Origin of the sequence: Clostridium massiliamazoniense (genome assembly GCF_001403635.1) — a bacterium.
GTDB classification, from domain to species: Bacteria; Bacillota; Clostridia; order Clostridiales; family Clostridiaceae; genus Sarcina; species Sarcina massiliamazoniense.
Map to the genome: position 1 here is coordinate 109075 of NZ_LN879466.1, position 19344 is coordinate 128418.

Here is a 19344-nt window from a genome sequence, read left to right on the forward strand (position 1 = left end):
AAAAGGCAGAGAGGATGTATCCGTAATTTGATACATCCTCTTGCTTTTTAGTAAATAAAATTAACTAATATTAAGTTTTTTAATTTTAGAATATATATGATACAGTATTTTCTCTTCTAGGTGATGCCTTAGGAGTTTTATTTTTCTTATGACCAATGATTATTGCATGTGTTGGTATATATCCTTCTGGAATAGAGAATTTATCACTGTATTCTTTAGCTCTATCTTCATCTAGAGCAAATAGGTATTTTATAAATCCAATCCAGCATGAACCTAAACCAAGTGATTCTGCTGCTAACATCATATTTTGTGAAGCTAAAGCGCAATCATCTTGGCTAGTTATATCATTACTATCTCTTGAAATTAATATAGCAGCTGGAGCTTTATAGAATGTATTAAAAGCATCATTATTAGCTTTAGCATTTATATGTTTTAATATATCAGGATTTGCAACTTTTTCTTCTCCATACTGTTTTACAGCATTTTTAGTATCTTGGTCTAATTGGTTTAGGACATCTTCATTTTGAATAACAGTGAAGTGCCAAAGTTGTTTGTTTTTACTGCTTGGAGCATATAAACCTGCTTTTACTATTTCTTTTAATAGAGCTTCATCTACTTTTTCTTCTGTGAAGACTCTAGTGCTTCTTCTATTTAATATATTATTTATTATTTCATTCATTTTCTTTTCTCCTTTTCATCATTAGTGTAAGTTAGTTAATTTCATTATCTTTATAGAGATATTTCTTTAAGAACAATATGTATTCTTTAAGTTCTATATCTATAGGGGAATTATTGATAATTTTATTCATATAGCCTTCAACAGACCAAGTTAGTATATCTATTAACTTGTTAATATCTACATCATCCTTAAATTTACTCATATCAGCTTTATCAAGAACAAATTTCCAGCCTTCTTCAATGAATTCTTTCCTTAAATTTTTTACCTTATCTGAGATTTCACTATTATCATCAGAATTAAATCCATTAGTTAATGCAAAAATCATAGGATGTCTTTTTATTATTTTATCTCTTTCTAAATTAGAGGACACATCCTCATCTTCAATAGATTCAGATCTTTCTATGAACTTAAACATTTCAGGATGTCTTTTCATTATTTTTATTTTTTTATATTGATATTCAATGAATATATCAAAGAAATCCCTTTTTTCAGTATCAAGGATTTTTTCAACCTCGTTCATATAGTGCTCATGACAATATTCATATAAATATAAATATAATTCTTTTTTTGTATTAAAATAATAAAATAAAGAAGCTTTAGAAATTCCAGCTCTTTTGGCAATAGCATTCATTGAAGTTTTTGTATATCCCGTAGATGCAAACTCAGCTAAAGCTGAATTAATAATATTATTTTGCTTTTCTGTAGTAAGCTTAAGAAAAGTGTCATTCATAATTTAACACCTCTAAATTTTTTTATTAACCGTTTCGGTTAATACTAGTATAATTGTTTTGACCAATTTGGTCAAGAGAAGAATATTATGAAATTTATGTTTTAATCTATTAAAAAAGGGGCCGTATAATTAGCATCTTAATTTACATTACTTTTATAAACGTAGACTTAATTCAGGTGGAGTTTTGACTTCATCTAAATGTTTAGTTGCAGTTATATAGAAGCTCAGTACTAAATGAACTGAGTAACTTTCAGTTACCAAATCATAGATTTGGACTGTCAGTCAAATAAAGTTAGTCTGGAAATTTTAGAGATTATTATAGAAAAATGTTAGAGCTTCTTTACGTAAGTGAATGATCATAAATGATGAACCTATATAGCTAGATAAAAGGCAGAGAGGATGTATCTGCAATTTGATACATCCTCTAATTTTTATTAAATTTTACATATAATTATTTACTAAATAATAACATCTTTCCTTAGTAAGTTGAGCTTCTTTTTGAGCTCCTAATATTGGTGCTATAGAGCCACCGCTATTACTTGTATTTTGAACTTCATTATTTCTATTTTGTATCCATTGGAATTCTTCATTTTGAAGAGTGGATGCTTCTGATGATGGTAATGTAGTAGATAGCTTGTTCATTATTTTATTAAGCTCTGCATTCCATAGGTTGCATTGAGTTCCGGCATTTTGTAACAATTGAGCATCATCATCATTCTTTGTTGGCATAGCATTTATTTGCTCTGTTATTCCAGTTAATTGATTTAAATAATAAGACTGTAAGTTTTGTGTTTCTGAAGTATTAGTAGTCTTATTATTGGTGTTGTTAACATTGTTATTATTATCATTAACCTTAGTATTATTAGTGTTGTTATTAATAGCTTTGGTAGTGTTAACTGGAACAGCATTATTTTTACTAGGAACAGTATTATTAGTAGTGTTATTAGTATTGGTATTATTAGCAATATTAGAATTTTTAGTTGTATTATTTTCTTTATGTTCTGCAGTAGAAGAAGTAGTAGTTTTATTATCTTTTATGCTATTACTATCATTTAGAGCTTTAGTAGAGTTTGTAGACTCATTAGCTTTAGGTTTATCAATAGTAGTGTCCTCTTTAGCAGTTGTAGTTTTTTCCTTTGGGGAAACTATGTTATTGCTATCAGCAGGGGTATTAGCTACGCCTTGAGCTACTGGAGAATTTGTAGCCTTAGATACTACACTATTTGTATCTAAGCTTTTTTTATTTAAAGTTAAAAATCCTATTATAGCTATTACTATGATTACTATAATAGCGATAACAATTCCTTTTATTGCTTTCATCTTTAAAGTCCTTTCTTATTAATGACGTCTAAACTAAGTTCTTGAACTCACTTTTTTAGAATCTGAAGTTGGATTTTTGTAAAGAAGTAGTAGTATAGCAGCTACAGCTATTATTACATATCCAATAACATTTGTTGTACTAGGTAATTTGCCCCATACGAAGAAAGCAAGTATAGCAGAGAAGATTACATCTGTATATCTAAATAGGGCAATATCTCTAGCTGGTGCATATTTATATGCAGTTATTAGTGAAAATTCAACTATAATATAGCAAAGTCCAGCTAAAATTAAATAAATAGTAGTGTGAAGAGATAAGTGTTTATAATAAATTATCATAAATGGTAAAAGTATTATTGAAGATACAAAGTTGTAGAAGAAAACTACAGTAACTGGATCACATTTATCACCTAAGTATCTCATTGTAGCACTATCTCCACCATTCATTGCAGCTCCTATTAAAGCAGCTATAGATGGAACTAAAACGAATTTACTACTATCTGGGTCAACAACAAATATAGCACCAATAAATCCAACGCAGATTAGGAATATTTGCCATAGTTTAACTTTCTCACCAAGGAAAATATAAGAAAATATAATAACAAAGAAAATACTTAAATCTTGAATCATAGTAGCATTTGGAACTAATAGATATTGAAGTGCATAAAGATTTAATGTAATACCTACAATTCCAAAAAGGCTTCTAAGAGATAGACCTAGAATATTTTTTTTAGTTCCGAAAAACATTGCTCTATTATTTTTAAAACCTCTTGTTTTTGCAATGTAGAAAAATGCGAATAAAGCAGCTATAGAATTTCTATAAACTGTTTTTTCAGCAACAGGAATATGTCCTGCTTTTTTCAGAAGTACTGTTTGTACAGCTAGTGAAAATGCAAAAACAAGCATTAAAATTATTCCCTTTCTTTTATTATTCATCATTCCATTTGTCTCATTATACATAAAAAAGTACCTCCCTTTGCAATAAAAGTATAGCATAAATTTTAATAAAATATGAATATGAAATGTACAAAATAGAACCAAAGTTAAATTAAGTTCAATAAATAAGGAACTTAGAAACAAATTTAACTTTTTTGCATTTTATTTATTTTAATAAAAGTATATAATTTATTAATAGAGGAGTTTTTATATTAAACAAAAGAAATATTATCAAAGGGTGGTTTATGCAATATGAGTTTAGAAATTAAATGTTATGTTGTGGAACTTGATAGTTTTATTAATGATGAGTTTATGATTACCAATAAAGGAGAACTCTTAATCATAAACAAAAAAGGATTAGATATTAAAATAGATAAATATAAAGGTGAATACTACCTAGTGCAATATACTGAATTAAAAGATAGTTTGGGAGTAAAGATCTATACATCTGATATAGTAGAAACAAAGTATGAAATAGAAGGAAGAGAATATTCATTTATTGGTGAAATTACTCACAAAAAAGGGTGCTATTTCATAGAAAATGATAGCAATACAGTAGCATTATGGGATGCCTTATATCATGGAACAGTAATAAATATAGGAAGTAAATATGATAACAAATCCAAATTTAAAAAATTAGAGTTAATAAACAGCAAGGTCCTTAATGCTATAGATCAGCGAGAAAAGAAAATAAATGATGCTGTAAAAAAAGAAAGAATAAAATCCATAAGAAAAATGATTAATGAAGGCATAGGAAAACAATTTATAATAAATATGTATTCAGAAGAAGAGTTTAGAATGGCTATGGATTTAGAAAATAAAATTTAACATATTTTAGATTATAAATAGGAGATGGGGAAATGAGTAATTATAAAGAACGTTTAGAAAGAAGAAGAAAAAGACATAGATATATAATGTTAGCTATAGCTATTGTATTAATAGTAGGTATGCTATCAGTATCATTTATGGCGGCATTTTAACTTAAAGAAAACTTAAGAAGAAAAAGACTATATTAAAAGCTCTGATATTTTTTCAACTGCATTTAATATAGTCTTTTTTCTGTTTACTTAGATAAATTAAAGAATGAACCAGAAGCATTATAAACTAATTTCCCATTTGAAATATAAATATCTGTAGGAGAATTATTCACAATTACTTGATAGTTATTTTTTGCTGAAAGTCCAAGTGCTTCAGGTTCTCTATGGAAACTAATACGGAAGTAATTATCAGGTAATTTTTGAAGCTTATAAACAGGTTTAGTAATGGTAATATCATTAACAACATTATTAGAAATAGAAGTTGAAATTTTAAATTTATCTTGTGAGATATTAATATTTGAACTTTGAGATTTATTAATGTTATTTTGAGTATCTAAGGAACCGATTAAAGAGCCTGTTCTCCAATCACCCATGTAATCATTTATATTTATATTTTCATTATCTGAGTTTATATTTGTAACTACAGCAGCACTATCTTGATCCATTGAAATATTTTCTCTTTGATTAGCAACAGTTGTAACTTGTTTTTCAGGATGGGCAGTGGAATAAGTAACAGCACCACCTATGATTAAGCCTGCTATTATTACAGAAGCTAAAACCTTTTTCATTTATAAATCCTCCTTAAAAGTAATAATATAGTATATATTATTTTAAATTTTTCTAATTTTATGCATTTTATATGAGATAAAAACTTTATGGTGTTTTTTATAATATCCATTAGTTAGATTTTAAATGAAGTTCTCTAAAAACTTGTGTCTATTTATCTCTAATTTATAGAATATTGAAGTATTATATAAGTTATTTATCGAATGAAAAATAATTTATAGTGATCTTATAGTAATTAGTATATATTCCATTTATTAATAAAACAGGATTAAAGAGGTTAAATATTTATTAATATAACCCATTAGCCTATTAACAATTTTCAAATTAGAATTATTTTTTTCAAATTGATATTTTTATGTTTAATATTTAAAACAATAGGAAAAAATTAATTACTATATAATATTATTTTGGATAATAGATTGTGAGATAAGCTATTAGATTAATAAGATAGAATTGATCATACTTGATGATAATTTATAATAAATATAAAATATAATTAGTAGTAAAAATTATATGATAAGGTAATAGAATAAATTTGAGTATTTCTGGAGTGAGAATTAATGTTTAATAATAACTTGTAAAATACTAATAAGAATTATTAAATGTATATAAAAAATAAAGAGAAATTTAGATTGTGAGTTATATTGTTGAAGGGCAGAATTCCAAATTTGTTAAAAATAAGTTTAACTAAGAGGGAAAGAATATGATAAGTAAAGAGGAATTAGAAGAACTAGGAATTTTTAAAGATGTGAATGAGCACTCTCTTAATGAAATTTGTGAAAATGGTGAAATTCGTTGTTATCTGAAAGGAAAACATATATTTAGAGATAAAGAAAATATTGATGATGTATATATTGTACATAAAGGTAAAGCGGCTTTGTATAAAATAAATGAATATGGTCAAAAGAAAGTTATATTTATTTTAGGAAAAGGTAGCTTTTTAAATGAAGTAATATTAGACTATTTATCATCCTCAATAAATTGTGAGGCTTTTGAAAACTGTGAAATAGTATCCATTAAAAAAGTTAAATTTGTGGAAATAATGGAAAAGGATTTCAAGATAACAACATTAGTTATTAATTCTCTAGCTAAAAAAACAAGAAGAATGTATAGACAACTTAAAAATTCCACTTCCTTAAAAATTGAGAAAAAAGTAGCTGCAAAGCTATGGAAGCTTAGCAAGGACTATGGGAAAAGTGTTGAAGAAGGAACTTTAATAGATTTAGCATTATCTGTTACATATTTATCAGAGATGTTTGGAACTCCAAGAGAAACTATATCAAGAGCTTTGAAGATATTAGCAAAGGAAGGGTTAATAATTCAAAGAAATAAAAGAATTATAGTAGTAGATAAAGAAAAATTAGCTAAATACTTTAAGGGTTTGTAAAAAGATTCCCAAAAAGAACTGTGATATTTATCATAGTTCTTTTTTGATTGTTAAATTATAATCAAAGTATAAAATTTAGAAATTTTTTAGGGAATAATAAACTTTACATGAGGTGGACTATGGGATTTAGAGTTAACTTAGAAAGTTTGAATAAGGCTTTCAGCGAATTAAGAAAAGAATATAGAATCTATGCTCCAACAGTTATTGAAGGGGACGGAAGATTTTCAGATACAAATATGGTTAGATACGGAGAAGTAAGCACAGTAGAAGAAATAGAGTTTGAAAAAAAAGCTCAATTTTCATATAAAGAAGTGTTACTTCCAATAAGACAAACACTATTCTTCTTTACAGAAAAAGAATGTAAGGAACCAGATGTAGATGAGAAGAAAATCTTAATATTTTTAAGAAGCTGTGATATGCACTCATTAATAAGAATAGATGATATATACTTAAGAAATGGATTTGTTGACCCTTACTATAAAAAGTTAAGAGATAAAGCTAAATTTGTGTTAATTGGATGCGAAAAGAGCTTTGAAAGTTGTTTCTGTGTAGATATGGGAACTAACAAGAGTGATAACTATGATGCTTATTTAAAAGTAGTAGGAAATGAAGCTCTAATGGATGTTAAGGATGAAGAGTTATTAAAAGTATTCTCAGATATGGACAAGAAAGAAGAAAATGTAACTCCAGATTTTGTAACAGAAACAGAAACAAGAGTAAATATTCCAGAGAACTTAGATTTAAGAATAACTAAGTCAGAAATGTGGGATGAGTATAATGATAGATGTATAGCTTGTGGAAGATGTAACTTCGTATGTCCTACTTGTACTTGCTTCACAATGCAAGATATATTCTATAAAGATAACGCAAAGAATGGTGAAAGAAGAAGAGTATGGGCTTCATGTCATGTAGATGGATATACTGATATGGCTGGTGGACATTCATTCAGAAACTCAAAGGGTGAAAGAATGAGATTCAAAGTTATGCACAAAGTTTATGACTATAAAAAAAGATGGGGATACAACATGTGCGTAGGATGTGGAAGATGTGATGATATATGTCCTGAGTATATTTCATTCTCATCAACAATAAACAAATTAGAGAAAGCTATGGAAGAGGTGTCAAAATAATGCATAATGAATATATTCCTTTTTTATCAGAGATAAAAGAAGTTATCAAACATACAGAAAAAGAGTACACATTCAGAATGGAATTCAGAGGAGACGTTAAACCAGGACAATTCTTTGAAGTATCTCTTCCAAAGTTTGGTGAGGCTCCAATATCAGTTAGTGGTATAGGAGAAGATTACGTTGACTTAACAATAAGAAAAGTTGGTAAGGTTACTAATGAAGTATTTGAAAAATATGTTGGAGATAAATTATTCTTAAGAGGACCTTATGGAAATGGTTTTGACTTAGAAAATTATAAGGGAAAAGAAGTAATAATAGTTGCAGGAGGAACTGGGGTTTCACCAGTTAAAGCTGTTATAGATTATTTTGCAGTTAATCCAAAGGATGCTATAAGATCAACTTTAATAGCTGGTTTTAGATCTCCTAGTGACATGTTATTCTTGAAAGAAATGGAAAATTGGAAGAAAAATCTTGATACATGCATAATAACAGTTGATGGTGCTGAAGAAGGGTATGAAGGACCAATCGGACTAGTTACAAAGTATATACCAGATTTAGAAATAAAGGATAAAGATAATGTACAAGTTATAGTTGTTGGACCTCCAATGATGATGAAGTTTACAGTTATGGAATTTGAAAAGTTAGGAATAAAAGAAGAAAATATTTGGATTTCACAAGAAAGAAAAATGTGCTGTGGAATAGGTAAATGTGGTCACTGTAAGATGGATGATACTTACATATGTTTAGATGGACCAGTATTTAATTACACAAAAGGTAAACTTTTAATCGATTAATAGAAGGAGGGGACTAATAATGGGAATGGATATTAATACTAAAAAACTTAAAAAGAATGCTTTCAGAGTTACAAAGCATAGAGGAGTAACTGCTGCAAGAATAAGAGTTCCAGGTGGACAACTTAAAGCTGAACATCTAGGTCAAATTCAAAAAATTGCTGAAGAGTACGGAAATGGATTAGTAAATATAACTATAAGACAAGGATTCGAAATACCTGGTATAAGCATGAAAGACATGCCTGAAGTTAACATAATGCTTCAACCAATTATAGAAGGATTAGATATAAATCAAGAAAATCCAAATGGTGGATATAATGCATCAGGTACAAGAAATGTATCTGCTTGTGTAGGAAATCAAGTTTGTCCTTTTGCAAACTATGATACTACAAGCTTTGCAAAGAGAATAGAAAAGGAAATATTCCCAAATGATTTACACTTCAAAGTAGCTTTAACAGGATGTTCAAATGACTGTATAAAAGCTAGAATGAATGATTTTGGAATTATAGGAATGACAGAGCCACAATATGATAGCAATAGATGTGTATCATGTGGAGCTTGTGTTAGAGTATGTAAGAGAAAATCAACAGGTGCATTAAGTGCTGAAAATTATACAGTTGTAAGAGATCACGAAAGATGTATTGGATGTGGAGAGTGTGTAGTGGCTTGTCCAACAAGAGCTATGACAAGAAGCAAAGAAAAATACTACAGACTAGTTATTATGGGGAGAACAGGAAAGAAAAATCCAAGACTTGCAGAAGATTTCTTAATTTGGGCTGATGAAGAAAGTATTAGAAAAATTATAAGAAATACTTATAAATATGTAACAGAGCATATAGACCGTACAGCACCAGGTGGAAAAGAGCATATAGGTTACATTATAGATAGAACTGGATTCATGGAATACAAGAAATGGGCTTTAGAAGGTGTTGAACTTTCAGATAAAGCAATAATGAAAAATAATGTATACTGGAGCGGAGTAAGATATAAGTAAGTTTGAATTATATCATTTAGTTATTGTAAAAATTTAAAGATAGTAATATCCTACAATACTTAATTTAGTATTGTAGGATATTTTTGTATATAGATTATTATTTTACTAAGATTTTATTCTTTATAATAACTATTTTAAATAAATTATGAATAAAATATATATTTTTTGTTACCATATTGACATTTTAAGATGGTAATATATTGTTAGTAAATTAAACAACTAAAATAACAACTAAATTTATACAATGGAGGGACAAATGATAAAAAGAAAAAATGGTGGAAAAACAACAGCTATTATAATTGCTGCATTGGTTGTGGTTGGAATCTGCGTAGGGGGATATTTTTATTCTCAGAGCAAGAAAACCGTTACTAATAAAGCAACTTTAGGTAAACCATCTAATACTTCTGTTGCTACAGTTGATACAAACAAAACATCAACAGATATAACTAAAGCAACAGCAACAGAAGCTAAGGGAACTGGAAAGGGAGATGAATATGAGAATGTAGGATACAATCCTACAACTGGTACATCACCTATACTAAATGATGGTAAGGGGCAGGCCGTAGCTCAAATTAAGTCATCTTATACAAGTGTGCCTGATTTAGGAGCTTCAGCAAATCCTATATCAGAAGCAACTTTAAATCAAATGAAGGCTGGATTTAATGCGCCAGACAATCTTGGATATGTAAATCCTATACCAAGTTGGTATAAGCCTAATGAAATCATTCCAGGTGAAAATATAATTGAATCAGCTAACAGTTATGCTGTTCCTGCTAACCAAGTAGCACTTATGATTTCAGGACATTCACAAATTAAACAAAAAGAAGTATTTTTAGCCTTTGATGATGGTCCAAGTGTAAATAATACACCTAAAATACTGCAAATACTTAAGAAAAACAATGTACATGCTACATTCTTCTTAATTGGGGATCACTTAAAGAATAATGCAGCTATCCAAAACATAGTAAGACAAGAAATAATGGATGGAAATGCAGTGGGAGATCACACATTCACTCACCAATTACCACTACTTTATCCAACTATTAATGGAGTATCTACAGTAAATGTTCCAGAATTCATGTCACAAATAAATCAATGTAAGGATTTAGAACATTATGTATTAGGACCTCACTTTGATACTAGAATATTAAGACTTCCAGGTGGATATATGTCAAGGGTTTACTACCATGATCCACATCTAGAAGAATTTAATAAAGCTTTAGACCAAGAAGGATGGACTGCAATGGACTGGACAGCAGATTCAGGAGTTGCAGCAACTCAAGCACAAATAAGTCCAGAAAAAATGCTTCAATGTTCAACAGAAGGATGGCAGGAAATGCCTCAAGATGTAATCTTACTTCATGATGCAGGAGCAAAGGTTGATACAGTTAATGGACTTCAAGGAGTTATAACATTCTTTAAAGATCATGGTTACAAATTCATGGTAATTAAGAATGCACCTACTCAATCATTTAAAGATATATCATATACTGATTTCAGTACAGATTCAAACCAAGGTCAAGTAGCAACGACAAAACCTGGGTATTAAAAAATATAGGTACAGAATATTATAATTATTAAATTACTAATTAAAAAGCTCTTCATTTCTGAAAAAAGTTGTGTAAATGGAAATTAAACAAAGTAAGTTTGGAAATTTTAGCAACTATTATTATGGAAGAAATGATAGAGCTTTTTTATATGATAAAGTATTACAAGTAAATTACAATTTACTTAAATATTTGAAATAATGATGCGTTTCTTTGCCTTATGTAATATAATTTATCAGAGATTTAAGGAGAAATGCGGGGGGATTATTATTAATAAGGGGTTAAAGGATATAAGGCAAGTTTTGATTTTTGCTTTGATGGGTGCGGTCAATACTGGTTTAGAAATATTAGCATTTTAGTAATGCTTCTATGTATAACTTTCTAAAAAGTATATGAGGGTTAAATTTAGGATAAAATACTAAATGTTAATTAATATTTATAGACACTATAACTTATTTTCCTTATTTTGCTTTTTACTTTTTAGAAGTATATCAAATATTTAATTATTTGCTATAATATGTGATTATACTTTTAAATAATAATTTAATTATAAAGAATTTTTTAAATTTTATTTTATATAGTAGCAATTATATAGGGAAATGTGTTAAAAAATAATTAATAGTGATTTTTATCACAGTTAAAAGTTAATCAATATGATAAGTTTAAAATGATAAATATTTAACAAATAAATGAAAGCAGGGATTGTTATGAGAAAAGTACAATCAACTTGTAATTACTGTGCGATAGCATGTAATTTAGATTTTTATGTTGAAAATGATAAGATAATAAAAATACTTCCTACAGAGGAGCATCCAATAAATTATGGATTCAGCTGTATAAAGGGATTAAATTTAGATAAACAAAATACAATGATTAAAGAACCTAAGGGACCTAAGGTAAGAAACTCAGAGGGAGTTTTAGAAGAGGTATCTTGGGATAAAGCTTTTGAAGAAACAGCAAAAAGAATTAAAGATATTCAAGCCAAGTATGGTAAAGAAAGTTTTGCTTTCATTAGTACAGGACAGCTTGAAACTACAGAAATGGCTCTTATAGGCCATATAGGAAGAACATTTTTAGGTGGAAATGGTGATGGTAACACAAGACTTTGCATGGCAACATCAGTAGTTGCACATAAGCAAACTTATGGATTTGATGCACCACCTTATGCATTAAAGGATTTTGAACTTTCAGATACAATATTCCTATTTGGTGCTAACCCAGTAGTTGCACATCCTGTAATTTGGGGAAAAATAAGAGATAATAAAGATGCTAAAGTAATAGTAGTAGATCCAAGAAACTCAGAAACAGCTAAAAATGCTCATATATGGGTAGATATTAAACCAAAGGGTGATTTAGCTTTAATCTATACTTTAGCTAATGTTTTAATAGAAAATAATTGGATAGATAAAGAATACATTGATGCTCATGTTGATGGTTTTGAAGATTTCAAAGAATTTGTTAAAGAATTCACTTTAGATAAAGTTGAAGAAGGTTCAGGAATTTCTCCAGAAAGAGTTTTAGAACTTGCTAAAATAATCCATGAAGGAAAGAGAGTTTCTTTCTGGTGGACTATGGGAGTAAACCAAAGTTATCAAGCGGTTAGAACAGCTCAAGGAATAATGAACTTAGCATTAATTACAGGAAATATGGGCAGACCTGGAACTGGTGGAAACTCAATTACAGGTCAATGTAATGCTATGGGATCAAGATTATTCAGTAACACAACAGGACTTTATGGTGGTTCAGATTATACAAATGAAGCTGAAAGAGAAAAGGTTGCTAAGGCTCTTAAAATAGACCCAGCAATGCTTCCAACTAAACCAACAATACCATATAATCAAATAATAGAAAAAGCTATTTCAGGGGAAATAAAGGCTCTATGGATAATAGCAACAAACCCAATGCATTCATGGGTTAATAATTCAAGTTTCAAAAAAGCTGTGGAGAATTTAGATTTATTCATAGTTCAAGATATCTATGATGATACTCATAGTGCTGTATATGCAGATATAATGCTTCCAGCAGCTTCAGCTTTAAAGAAAGAAGGGTTCTTAATAAATACAGAAAGAAGATTAACAGGTCTTCAACCAGTCTTAGAAAAACAAGAGGGCGAAAAGGACGATTTTGATATTTTCCTAGGAGTAGGTAAAGCTTTAGGAATGGGATCAGCTTTAGATGTATGGACAGATAAAAAGAATGTATTCGAGGTATTAAGAGCTTGTACAGAAGGACTTCCATGTGATATTTCTGGTGTTGAATATGAAGATTTAATGTTCTCAAAAGGAATACAATGGCCATTAAGAAAAGGTGAAAAATTAACTTCTAATGAAAGAAGATTATTTGAAGATGGAAAATTTTTCACTCCAAATGGAAGAGCTAAATTATTATTTGAACCAATAGCAGAAAATCCTTCAGGAAAAACAAAGGAGTTCCCATACTTATTAAATACAGGTAGAGGAACAGTTGGACAATGGCATACTCAAACAAGAACAAGAGAAATAGATTATACAACTAATGTTTCAGAAAGAGAGGCATATATCTATATAAATGATGAGGATGCAAAGGCTTTAGGAATAAAAACTAATGACTATGTTAATATAAGTTCAATAAATGGTAAAAAATCTAAGTTTATGGCGAAGGTAACTAAAGATGTTAAGAAGGGACAATTATATGCACCGCTTCATTATATTGAAACAAATGTATTAACTCCTTCAGATTATGACACTTATTCAAAGGAGCCTTCATATAAAACTGTAGCAGTTAATATAGAGATTATTAAATAGAGTAAACAATGGAGGACTTAGCTATGAAAAGAATAAAAATAGATAGAAGCAAATGTGTGGGCTGTTTAACCTGCACATCAGCTTGTATTATTTCACATAAGGCAGAAGAAACAAGAAGTAGAGTAGTAATAGATAGTTCAGGAAAATATGCACCTATTTTTTGTAGACACTGTGAGAAACCAGAATGTGTTTTCACATGCATGACAGGGGCTATGCATAAGGATAAAGAAACAGGTTATGTAACTTATGATAGTAATAAGTGTGCTAGCTGCTACATGTGTATAATGGCTTGTCCTTATGGTGTGTTAAAAGCTGATGATAGAAGTAAAAAGGAAATAATGAAATGTGATATGTGTCTTTCAACAAAGGAAAAAACACCTCAATGTGTGGCTAAATGTCCAATGCATGCTATAACACTAGAGGAGGTTGTTGACTAATGAGATATGTAGTAATCGGAGCTTCAGCAGCTGGAATAAGTGGAGCTAAAACTTTAAGGGAATTAGATGAAAATGCAGAAATAATTTTAGTATCAAAGGATGAATATATCTATTCAAGATGTATTTTGCATCATTATATAAGTGGAGTAAGAACAATAGAGCAACTTGACTTCTCAGAGAAGGATTTCATAGAAAAGTATAATATACTATGGAAAAAGGGAGTAGAAGTTATTAAATTAAATGATGAAGAAAAAACTTTAACTCTTAGTAATCAAGAAGTTTTAAAATATGATAAAGTCCTAATATGTAGTGGAGCTTCATCATTTATACCACCAATAGAAAATTTAAGAACAGCTAATAATGTAGTCGGGCTTAGAAATTTAGATGATGCAGAAACTATGGTGAAGGTAGGAAAAAAAGTTAAAAGTGCAGTAGTATTAGGTGCTGGACTTGTTGGTATAGATGCAATATCAGGTCTTATGAACTATAACTTAAACCTTACTTTAGTAGAAATGGGAGATAGAATATTACCAATACAATTAGATCATTATGCAGCTAAAGAATATGAAAAGAAATTTGAAGAAAAAGGTGTTAACCTAAGATTAGGAGTAAAGGCAGAAAAGCTTATAGTTGATGAAAATAATAATCCAAAAGCATTACTTCTAAACACAGGAGAAGAAGTTCCTTGTGAGCTTATAGTTGTAGCAACAGGGGTTCGTTCTAATGTAGCATTCCTAGAAGATAGCAATGTAATTTGTGATAAATTTGGATTAATAATAACTCCAGATGGAAAAACTAATATTGAAGATGTCTATGGAGCTGGAGATGTAACAGGAAGAAATCCAATATGGCCAACAGCTGTAAAGGAAGGAATAATAGCAGCTTCAAATATGTTAGGTGTAAAGCGTGAAATGACAGACTTCTTTGGAAGTAAAAATACAATGAACTTTGTTGGAATTGCAACACTATCTTTAGGAATGGTAGATGCACCAGAAAATGAAGGTTATGAAGTTGAAATAGAAATGAATGAAAAAGGTTATAAAAAAATCATTCATAAAGAGGGAAAAATCTATGGAGCAATAATACAAGGAGACTTATCTTACGCAGGTGTCTTAACTCAATTAATAAGAGAAAAAATAGACATCTCAAGAGTTAAAAAACCATTATTCAAAATAGATTATTCAGATTTCTTTAATATAACAGAAAACTTAGAATATACTTATGAGTAAAACCTAGGGGGCTGTAGTAATCAGCCCCCATATTTTTATACTATAATATATAAGTAGCTGTCGAGATAGTTATATAGGTGAAAAATGCAGTGACCGTTGAACTAGTAATTAGAATATCTTCATTTCTGATATAAAAGTTACGTGAAAAATTTCTAATGTTTGAACGGAGTGAGTTTTAGAAATTTAGTAACTTTTATAGAAGAAATGTTAGAGATTCTTTACGTAGGTGAGTAGGTCACAAATGATACACCTATATGACTATCTAAAAGGCAGCGAGGATATATTATATAAAAAAGGAGTGAGTGGGATGATTTCATTAGAAGAGGCTAAGGCGTTGATTATAGATTCTGTTAAGGTACAGCAATGTGAAGAAGTTGATATTCTTGAGGGAAGAAGAAGAATTTTAGGGGAAGATATTGTGTCTCCTATAGATAGTCCTCCCTTTGATAGGTCACCTTTAGATGGTTATGCTGTTAGGTCAGAGGATTTGAGTTTAGCAAGTGAGGGAAATCCTATAACTTTTAAAGTTATTGATAAGATTTATGCAGGATATGTTAGTTCTAAAACTATAGGTCCTTTTGAGGCTGTTAGAATTATGACAGGTGCTAAGTTACCAAATGGAGCAGATACTATTGTAAGACAGGAAGTTGTTGAAGTTTTAGATGAGAACATTGTTAATATTTCTGTGAAACAGGAACATAATGAAAATGTTATTTTTAAAGGGGAAGATTTTAGAAAGGGAACTTTAATTCTTGAAAAAGGTGTTATGTTAAATTCTTCTGAGTTAACAGCTATTGCTTCCTTAGGTATAAGAAAAGTTAAGGTTTATAAAAAGCCTGTTGTGGCTATTATAACTACAGGTGATGAACTTCAAAATCCTGGTGAATCTTTAGGTGAAGGAAAAATTTATAATAGTAATAGAATTTTCTTAAAGACTAGACTAGAGGAACTTGGATGTGAGGCATTATTCTTCGATTCAGTATGTGATAGTGAGGAAAAAATAATTGAGCTAGTTAAAAAGGCAGAGGAACAAGCTGATATTTTAATTTCTACAGGTGGAGTATCTGTTGGGGAAAAAGATATAGTACAAGAATCTGTTAAGAAAGTTGGTTATAAGGTTTTATTTTGGAAGGTTGATATAAAACCAGGTTCACCTATGTTTGCAGCTATAAGCCCTCAAAATAAGCTTTATGTAGGGCTCTCAGGAACTCCAGTAGCAGCAGCAACCACCTTTGAGCTTACAGTTAGAGGAGCAATAAGTAAAATGTTAGGTTCTAAGGAGTTAGAGCTTAAAGAAGTAGATGGAATATTACAAGATGAATTTCTTAAGATTTCAAAGAAAAGGAGATTTTTAAGAGTTTATTTAGAAGAGAGCTATGAGAATAAAGTGTACATAAATAAGGCTTATCAAAGTCCAGGACAAATTCATACTATGTTAAATAGTAATGCTATATTAGAAGTTCCTAAATCAACTAAGCTAGAAAAAAATACAAAAGTTAAGCTATATAAATTATAAAGTTTATAATAAAAACATTGAGGAAATTATCAATATGATAAATAATTATTATATTGATAATTTTTTATGTTTAAACTTATAGGCTTTTTTTATTGATAAATTTTTGTTAAAGTTAATATCATACTATATCTAATGATAAAAGTTGTTATAACTTTATTAAAATACTTTATTTGTTATAAATAGACAAATGATTTGTGAAAATATTATAATATATTAGAAAAATATGAATAAATATAAGTTCTAAATTTAAGAAATGGAAGGTTTTTTATGGATAATAGAGGGAAATTTTCTTTTTTAAAGCAAATACAAAGTTATGTTATAAAATACTCTAATGTAATATCTGAGGTTTTGAATATAGATATAGAGATTGTTGATAATAATTTAGTAAGAATTGCAGGAACAGGGGTTTATAGTTCACAAATAGATAGACAATGCGAAGGCGTATCTTATAAAAGTGTTATGAAAACTGGAGAACATAAAATAATTTTAGATCCAATAAATGATGAATGTTGTAAGATATGCAAGTTACATTCATCATGTAAAGAGGTCTTAGAAATAGCTACTCCTATATTTTATGAAGGAGAAATAATAGGAGTAATAGGATTAATTTGTTTTGATATAGTGCAAAAAAATAGAATACTAAAAAATGTAGAAGAGAACCTAAGATTTTTGGATAATATATCTGAACTAATAAGTTCTAAGGTTTATGAAGAATTCAAAGTTAAAAATGAAGGAGACTTTTTATTAATTTTAGATAAATTTATAAAAAATGTTGATACTGGAGTTGTAATCTTAACTGATGAAAATAAAATATATGATTTAAATGAAATGGCTATAAAGCAATTAACATTGCTTGAGGGAAAAAATTTCTTTTATAATCAAGCTTTAATAAAGAGTAGCTATTTTGATATGAATAAATATAAGAATAAAGGAACAGAAATATATATTAATATAGGTAAGTATAAAAGTATTTTTGTTTTTGATAGTAAAAAAGAAAAGGTCGATGGAAAAAGTAAGATAGATGAAGATAAGAAACTATTTGGTGTAGATAGAATAATAGGTAATTCACAACCTATGAGAGAAATAAAAAGTAGGGTTCAGAGAATAGCAGATTCAACTTCAACTGTTTTAATAACAGGAGAAAGTGGAACAGGAAAAGAAGTTTTAGCAAAAGCTATACATGAATCTAGTGATAGAAAAGATAAGCCTTTTATAGCTATTAACTGTGCAGCTATTCCAGAAAGTTTATTAGAAAGTGAACTTTTGGGTTATGAAAAAGGTGCTTTTAGTGGAGCAAGTTCTCAAGGAAGAGTAGGTAAATTTGAACTTGCAAATAAGGGAATTATATTTCTAGATGAAATAGGAGATATGCCACTTCATTTACAAGCAAAAATTTTAAGAGTAATTCAAGATAGAAGATGTATAAGAATAGGTTCAAATAAGGTTATTGAATTAGATATAAGAATAATTGCAGCAACGAATAAAAATTTAAGAAAACTAGTAGAAGAAGGTAAATTTAGAGAAGACTTATATTATAGATTAAATGTTATTCCTATGGAATTGCCTCCATTAAGAGAGAGACAAGGTGATGTATTACTTTTGATGAATAATTTCATGGAAAAGTATAGTAAAAATTTAAAGATAGAAAAAAAAGAAATAGCACCTAAAGTTTTGAAAAAAATGGAGAAGTATAATTGGCCGGGAAATATAAGAGAACTTGAAAACTGTGTGGAGTACATGGTTAATATATCTAAATGTGAAGATATAATAAATGAAGAGTTTTTACCTGAAGCTATAAAAAATTATAATAAGGTTTCGGAAATATCAACTTTAGTAAATGATGAATTAACATTAAATCAATTAGAGAAAAAATATATAGAGTTAATGATAGACAAGTACGGAAATGATTTAAAGGCTAAAAAGATAATAGCTGATAAATTAGGCATTGGTATTGCAACTTTATATAGAAAGATAGATAAGGAAAAAACAACTAAAGAACTTTAAAGAGAATTGAGATATTATAATGGAAATAATTATATTATTTTATGGTTTTAAATATAAAAAACTTAGAAAAAGTTATAAAATTTAATTAAAAAATATTACTAACTATAACCTTAATTTTAAATTAAAATTTTATTATTTTTTCGATTGACTTTTATAAATACGTAATATATAATACATCTAAAAAGAAAAAGACGTTGATTAGGAAAAGTAATTGTTCACTGTATTTTCAGAGAGTGCTTGGTTGGTGAAAAAGCATAGTA

General features: G+C 28.7%; 16 protein-coding genes and 1 other annotated feature (1 of these 17 only partly in view). Of the genes, 11 read left to right on the plus strand and 5 right to left on the minus strand.

All coding sequences use genetic code 11. The features are described from left to right. Nucleotides 1–85: 85 nt before the first annotated feature. From ARA19_RS01550 to ARA19_RS01565, 4 genes are all read right to left on the minus strand, one after another. A complete protein-coding gene (locus ARA19_RS01550; RefSeq protein ID WP_055069198.1) occupies nucleotides 86–679 on the minus strand; it encodes a nitroreductase family protein in 594 nt (197 codons plus the stop codon). Nucleotides 680–710: 31 nt separating this feature from the next. After that, nucleotides 711–1409 (minus strand): TetR/AcrR family transcriptional regulator, encoded by a 699-nt coding sequence (locus tag ARA19_RS01555; RefSeq protein ID WP_055069199.1) that lies wholly within the window; start codon nucleotides 1407–1409, stop codon nucleotides 711–713. Between the two features lie 441 nt (nucleotides 1410–1850). Further along, nucleotides 1851–2729, minus strand: coding sequence for a lysozyme inhibitor LprI family protein (locus tag ARA19_RS01560; protein ID WP_055069200.1), 879 nt, complete (start codon nucleotides 2727–2729; stop codon nucleotides 1851–1853). Nucleotides 2730–2762: 33 nt separating this feature from the next. Beyond that, nucleotides 2763–3686 carry a DMT family transporter gene (locus ARA19_RS01565; RefSeq protein ID WP_055069201.1) on the minus strand — a complete coding sequence of 308 codons (924 nt, stop codon included), beginning with the start codon at nucleotides 3684–3686 and terminating at the stop codon, nucleotides 2763–2765. Nucleotides 3687–3914: 228 nt separating this feature from the next. Here ARA19_RS01565 and ARA19_RS01570 point away from each other — a divergent pair, with 228 nt between their 5' ends. After that, nucleotides 3915–4490 (plus strand): YopX family protein, encoded by a 576-nt coding sequence (locus ARA19_RS01570; protein ID WP_055069202.1) that lies wholly within the window; start codon nucleotides 3915–3917, stop codon nucleotides 4488–4490. 235 nt (nucleotides 4491–4725) lie between these two features. On the opposite strand, the gene ARA19_RS01575 is transcribed toward ARA19_RS01570, so the two are convergent. Further along, entirely contained in the window at nucleotides 4726–5268 is a 543-nt protein-coding gene (locus ARA19_RS01575) for a hypothetical protein (protein ID WP_055069203.1), read from the minus strand. Between the two features lie 701 nt (nucleotides 5269–5969). On the opposite strand from ARA19_RS01575, the gene ARA19_RS01580 reads away from it, so the two are divergent. The 10 genes from ARA19_RS01580 to ARA19_RS01625 all read left to right on the plus strand — a co-directional run bounded on the left by ARA19_RS01580 (nucleotide 5970) and on the right by ARA19_RS01625 (nucleotide 19084). Next, nucleotides 5970–6653: a Crp/Fnr family transcriptional regulator gene (locus ARA19_RS01580; protein WP_055069204.1), complete on the plus strand. Its 684-nt coding sequence runs from the start codon at nucleotides 5970–5972 to the stop codon at nucleotides 6651–6653. 119 nt (nucleotides 6654–6772) lie between these two features. Next, nucleotides 6773–7783: an anaerobic sulfite reductase subunit AsrA gene (gene asrA, locus ARA19_RS01585; RefSeq protein ID WP_055069205.1), complete on the plus strand. Its 1011-nt coding sequence runs from the start codon at nucleotides 6773–6775 to the stop codon at nucleotides 7781–7783. Next, on the plus strand, nucleotides 7783–8577 hold the full coding sequence (gene asrB / locus ARA19_RS01590; RefSeq protein WP_055069206.1) for an anaerobic sulfite reductase subunit AsrB: 795 nt from the start codon (nucleotides 7783–7785) through the stop codon (nucleotides 8575–8577). Before asrA ends, asrB begins: the two co-directional genes overlap by 1 nt. 25 nt (nucleotides 8578–8602) lie before the next feature. Next, nucleotides 8603–9568 carry a sulfite reductase subunit C gene (gene asrC, locus ARA19_RS01595; protein ID WP_055069647.1) on the plus strand — a complete coding sequence of 322 codons (966 nt, stop codon included), beginning with the start codon at nucleotides 8603–8605 and terminating at the stop codon, nucleotides 9566–9568. A gap of 256 nt (nucleotides 9569–9824) precedes the next feature. Beyond that, entirely contained in the window at nucleotides 9825–11117 is a 1293-nt protein-coding gene (locus ARA19_RS01600) for a polysaccharide deacetylase family protein (protein WP_055069207.1), read from the plus strand. 705 nt (nucleotides 11118–11822) lie between these two features. Next, a complete protein-coding gene (locus ARA19_RS01605) occupies nucleotides 11823–13898 on the plus strand; it encodes a molybdopterin oxidoreductase family protein (protein WP_055069208.1) in 2076 nt (691 codons plus the stop codon). A 23-nt stretch (nucleotides 13899–13921) separates the two neighbouring features. Continuing rightward, nucleotides 13922–14335 carry a 4Fe-4S dicluster domain-containing protein gene (locus ARA19_RS01610; RefSeq protein ID WP_055069209.1) on the plus strand — a complete coding sequence of 138 codons (414 nt, stop codon included), beginning with the start codon at nucleotides 13922–13924 and terminating at the stop codon, nucleotides 14333–14335. Further along, complete coding sequence (locus tag ARA19_RS01615) at nucleotides 14335–15564, plus strand: NAD(P)/FAD-dependent oxidoreductase (protein ID WP_055069210.1); 1230 nt, start codon at nucleotides 14335–14337, stop codon at nucleotides 15562–15564. Before ARA19_RS01610 ends, ARA19_RS01615 begins: the two co-directional genes overlap by 1 nt. 307 nt (nucleotides 15565–15871) lie before the next feature. Beyond that, a complete protein-coding gene (locus ARA19_RS01620; protein WP_055069211.1) occupies nucleotides 15872–17080 on the plus strand; it encodes a molybdopterin molybdotransferase MoeA in 1209 nt (402 codons plus the stop codon). 267 nt (nucleotides 17081–17347) lie between these two features. Beyond that, nucleotides 17348–19084: a sigma-54 interaction domain-containing protein gene (locus tag ARA19_RS01625; protein WP_055069212.1), complete on the plus strand. Its 1737-nt coding sequence runs from the start codon at nucleotides 17348–17350 to the stop codon at nucleotides 19082–19084. A 185-nt stretch (nucleotides 19085–19269) separates the two neighbouring features. Next, nucleotides 19270–19344: a binding site (T-box leader), on the plus strand (it continues 87 nt past the right edge of the window).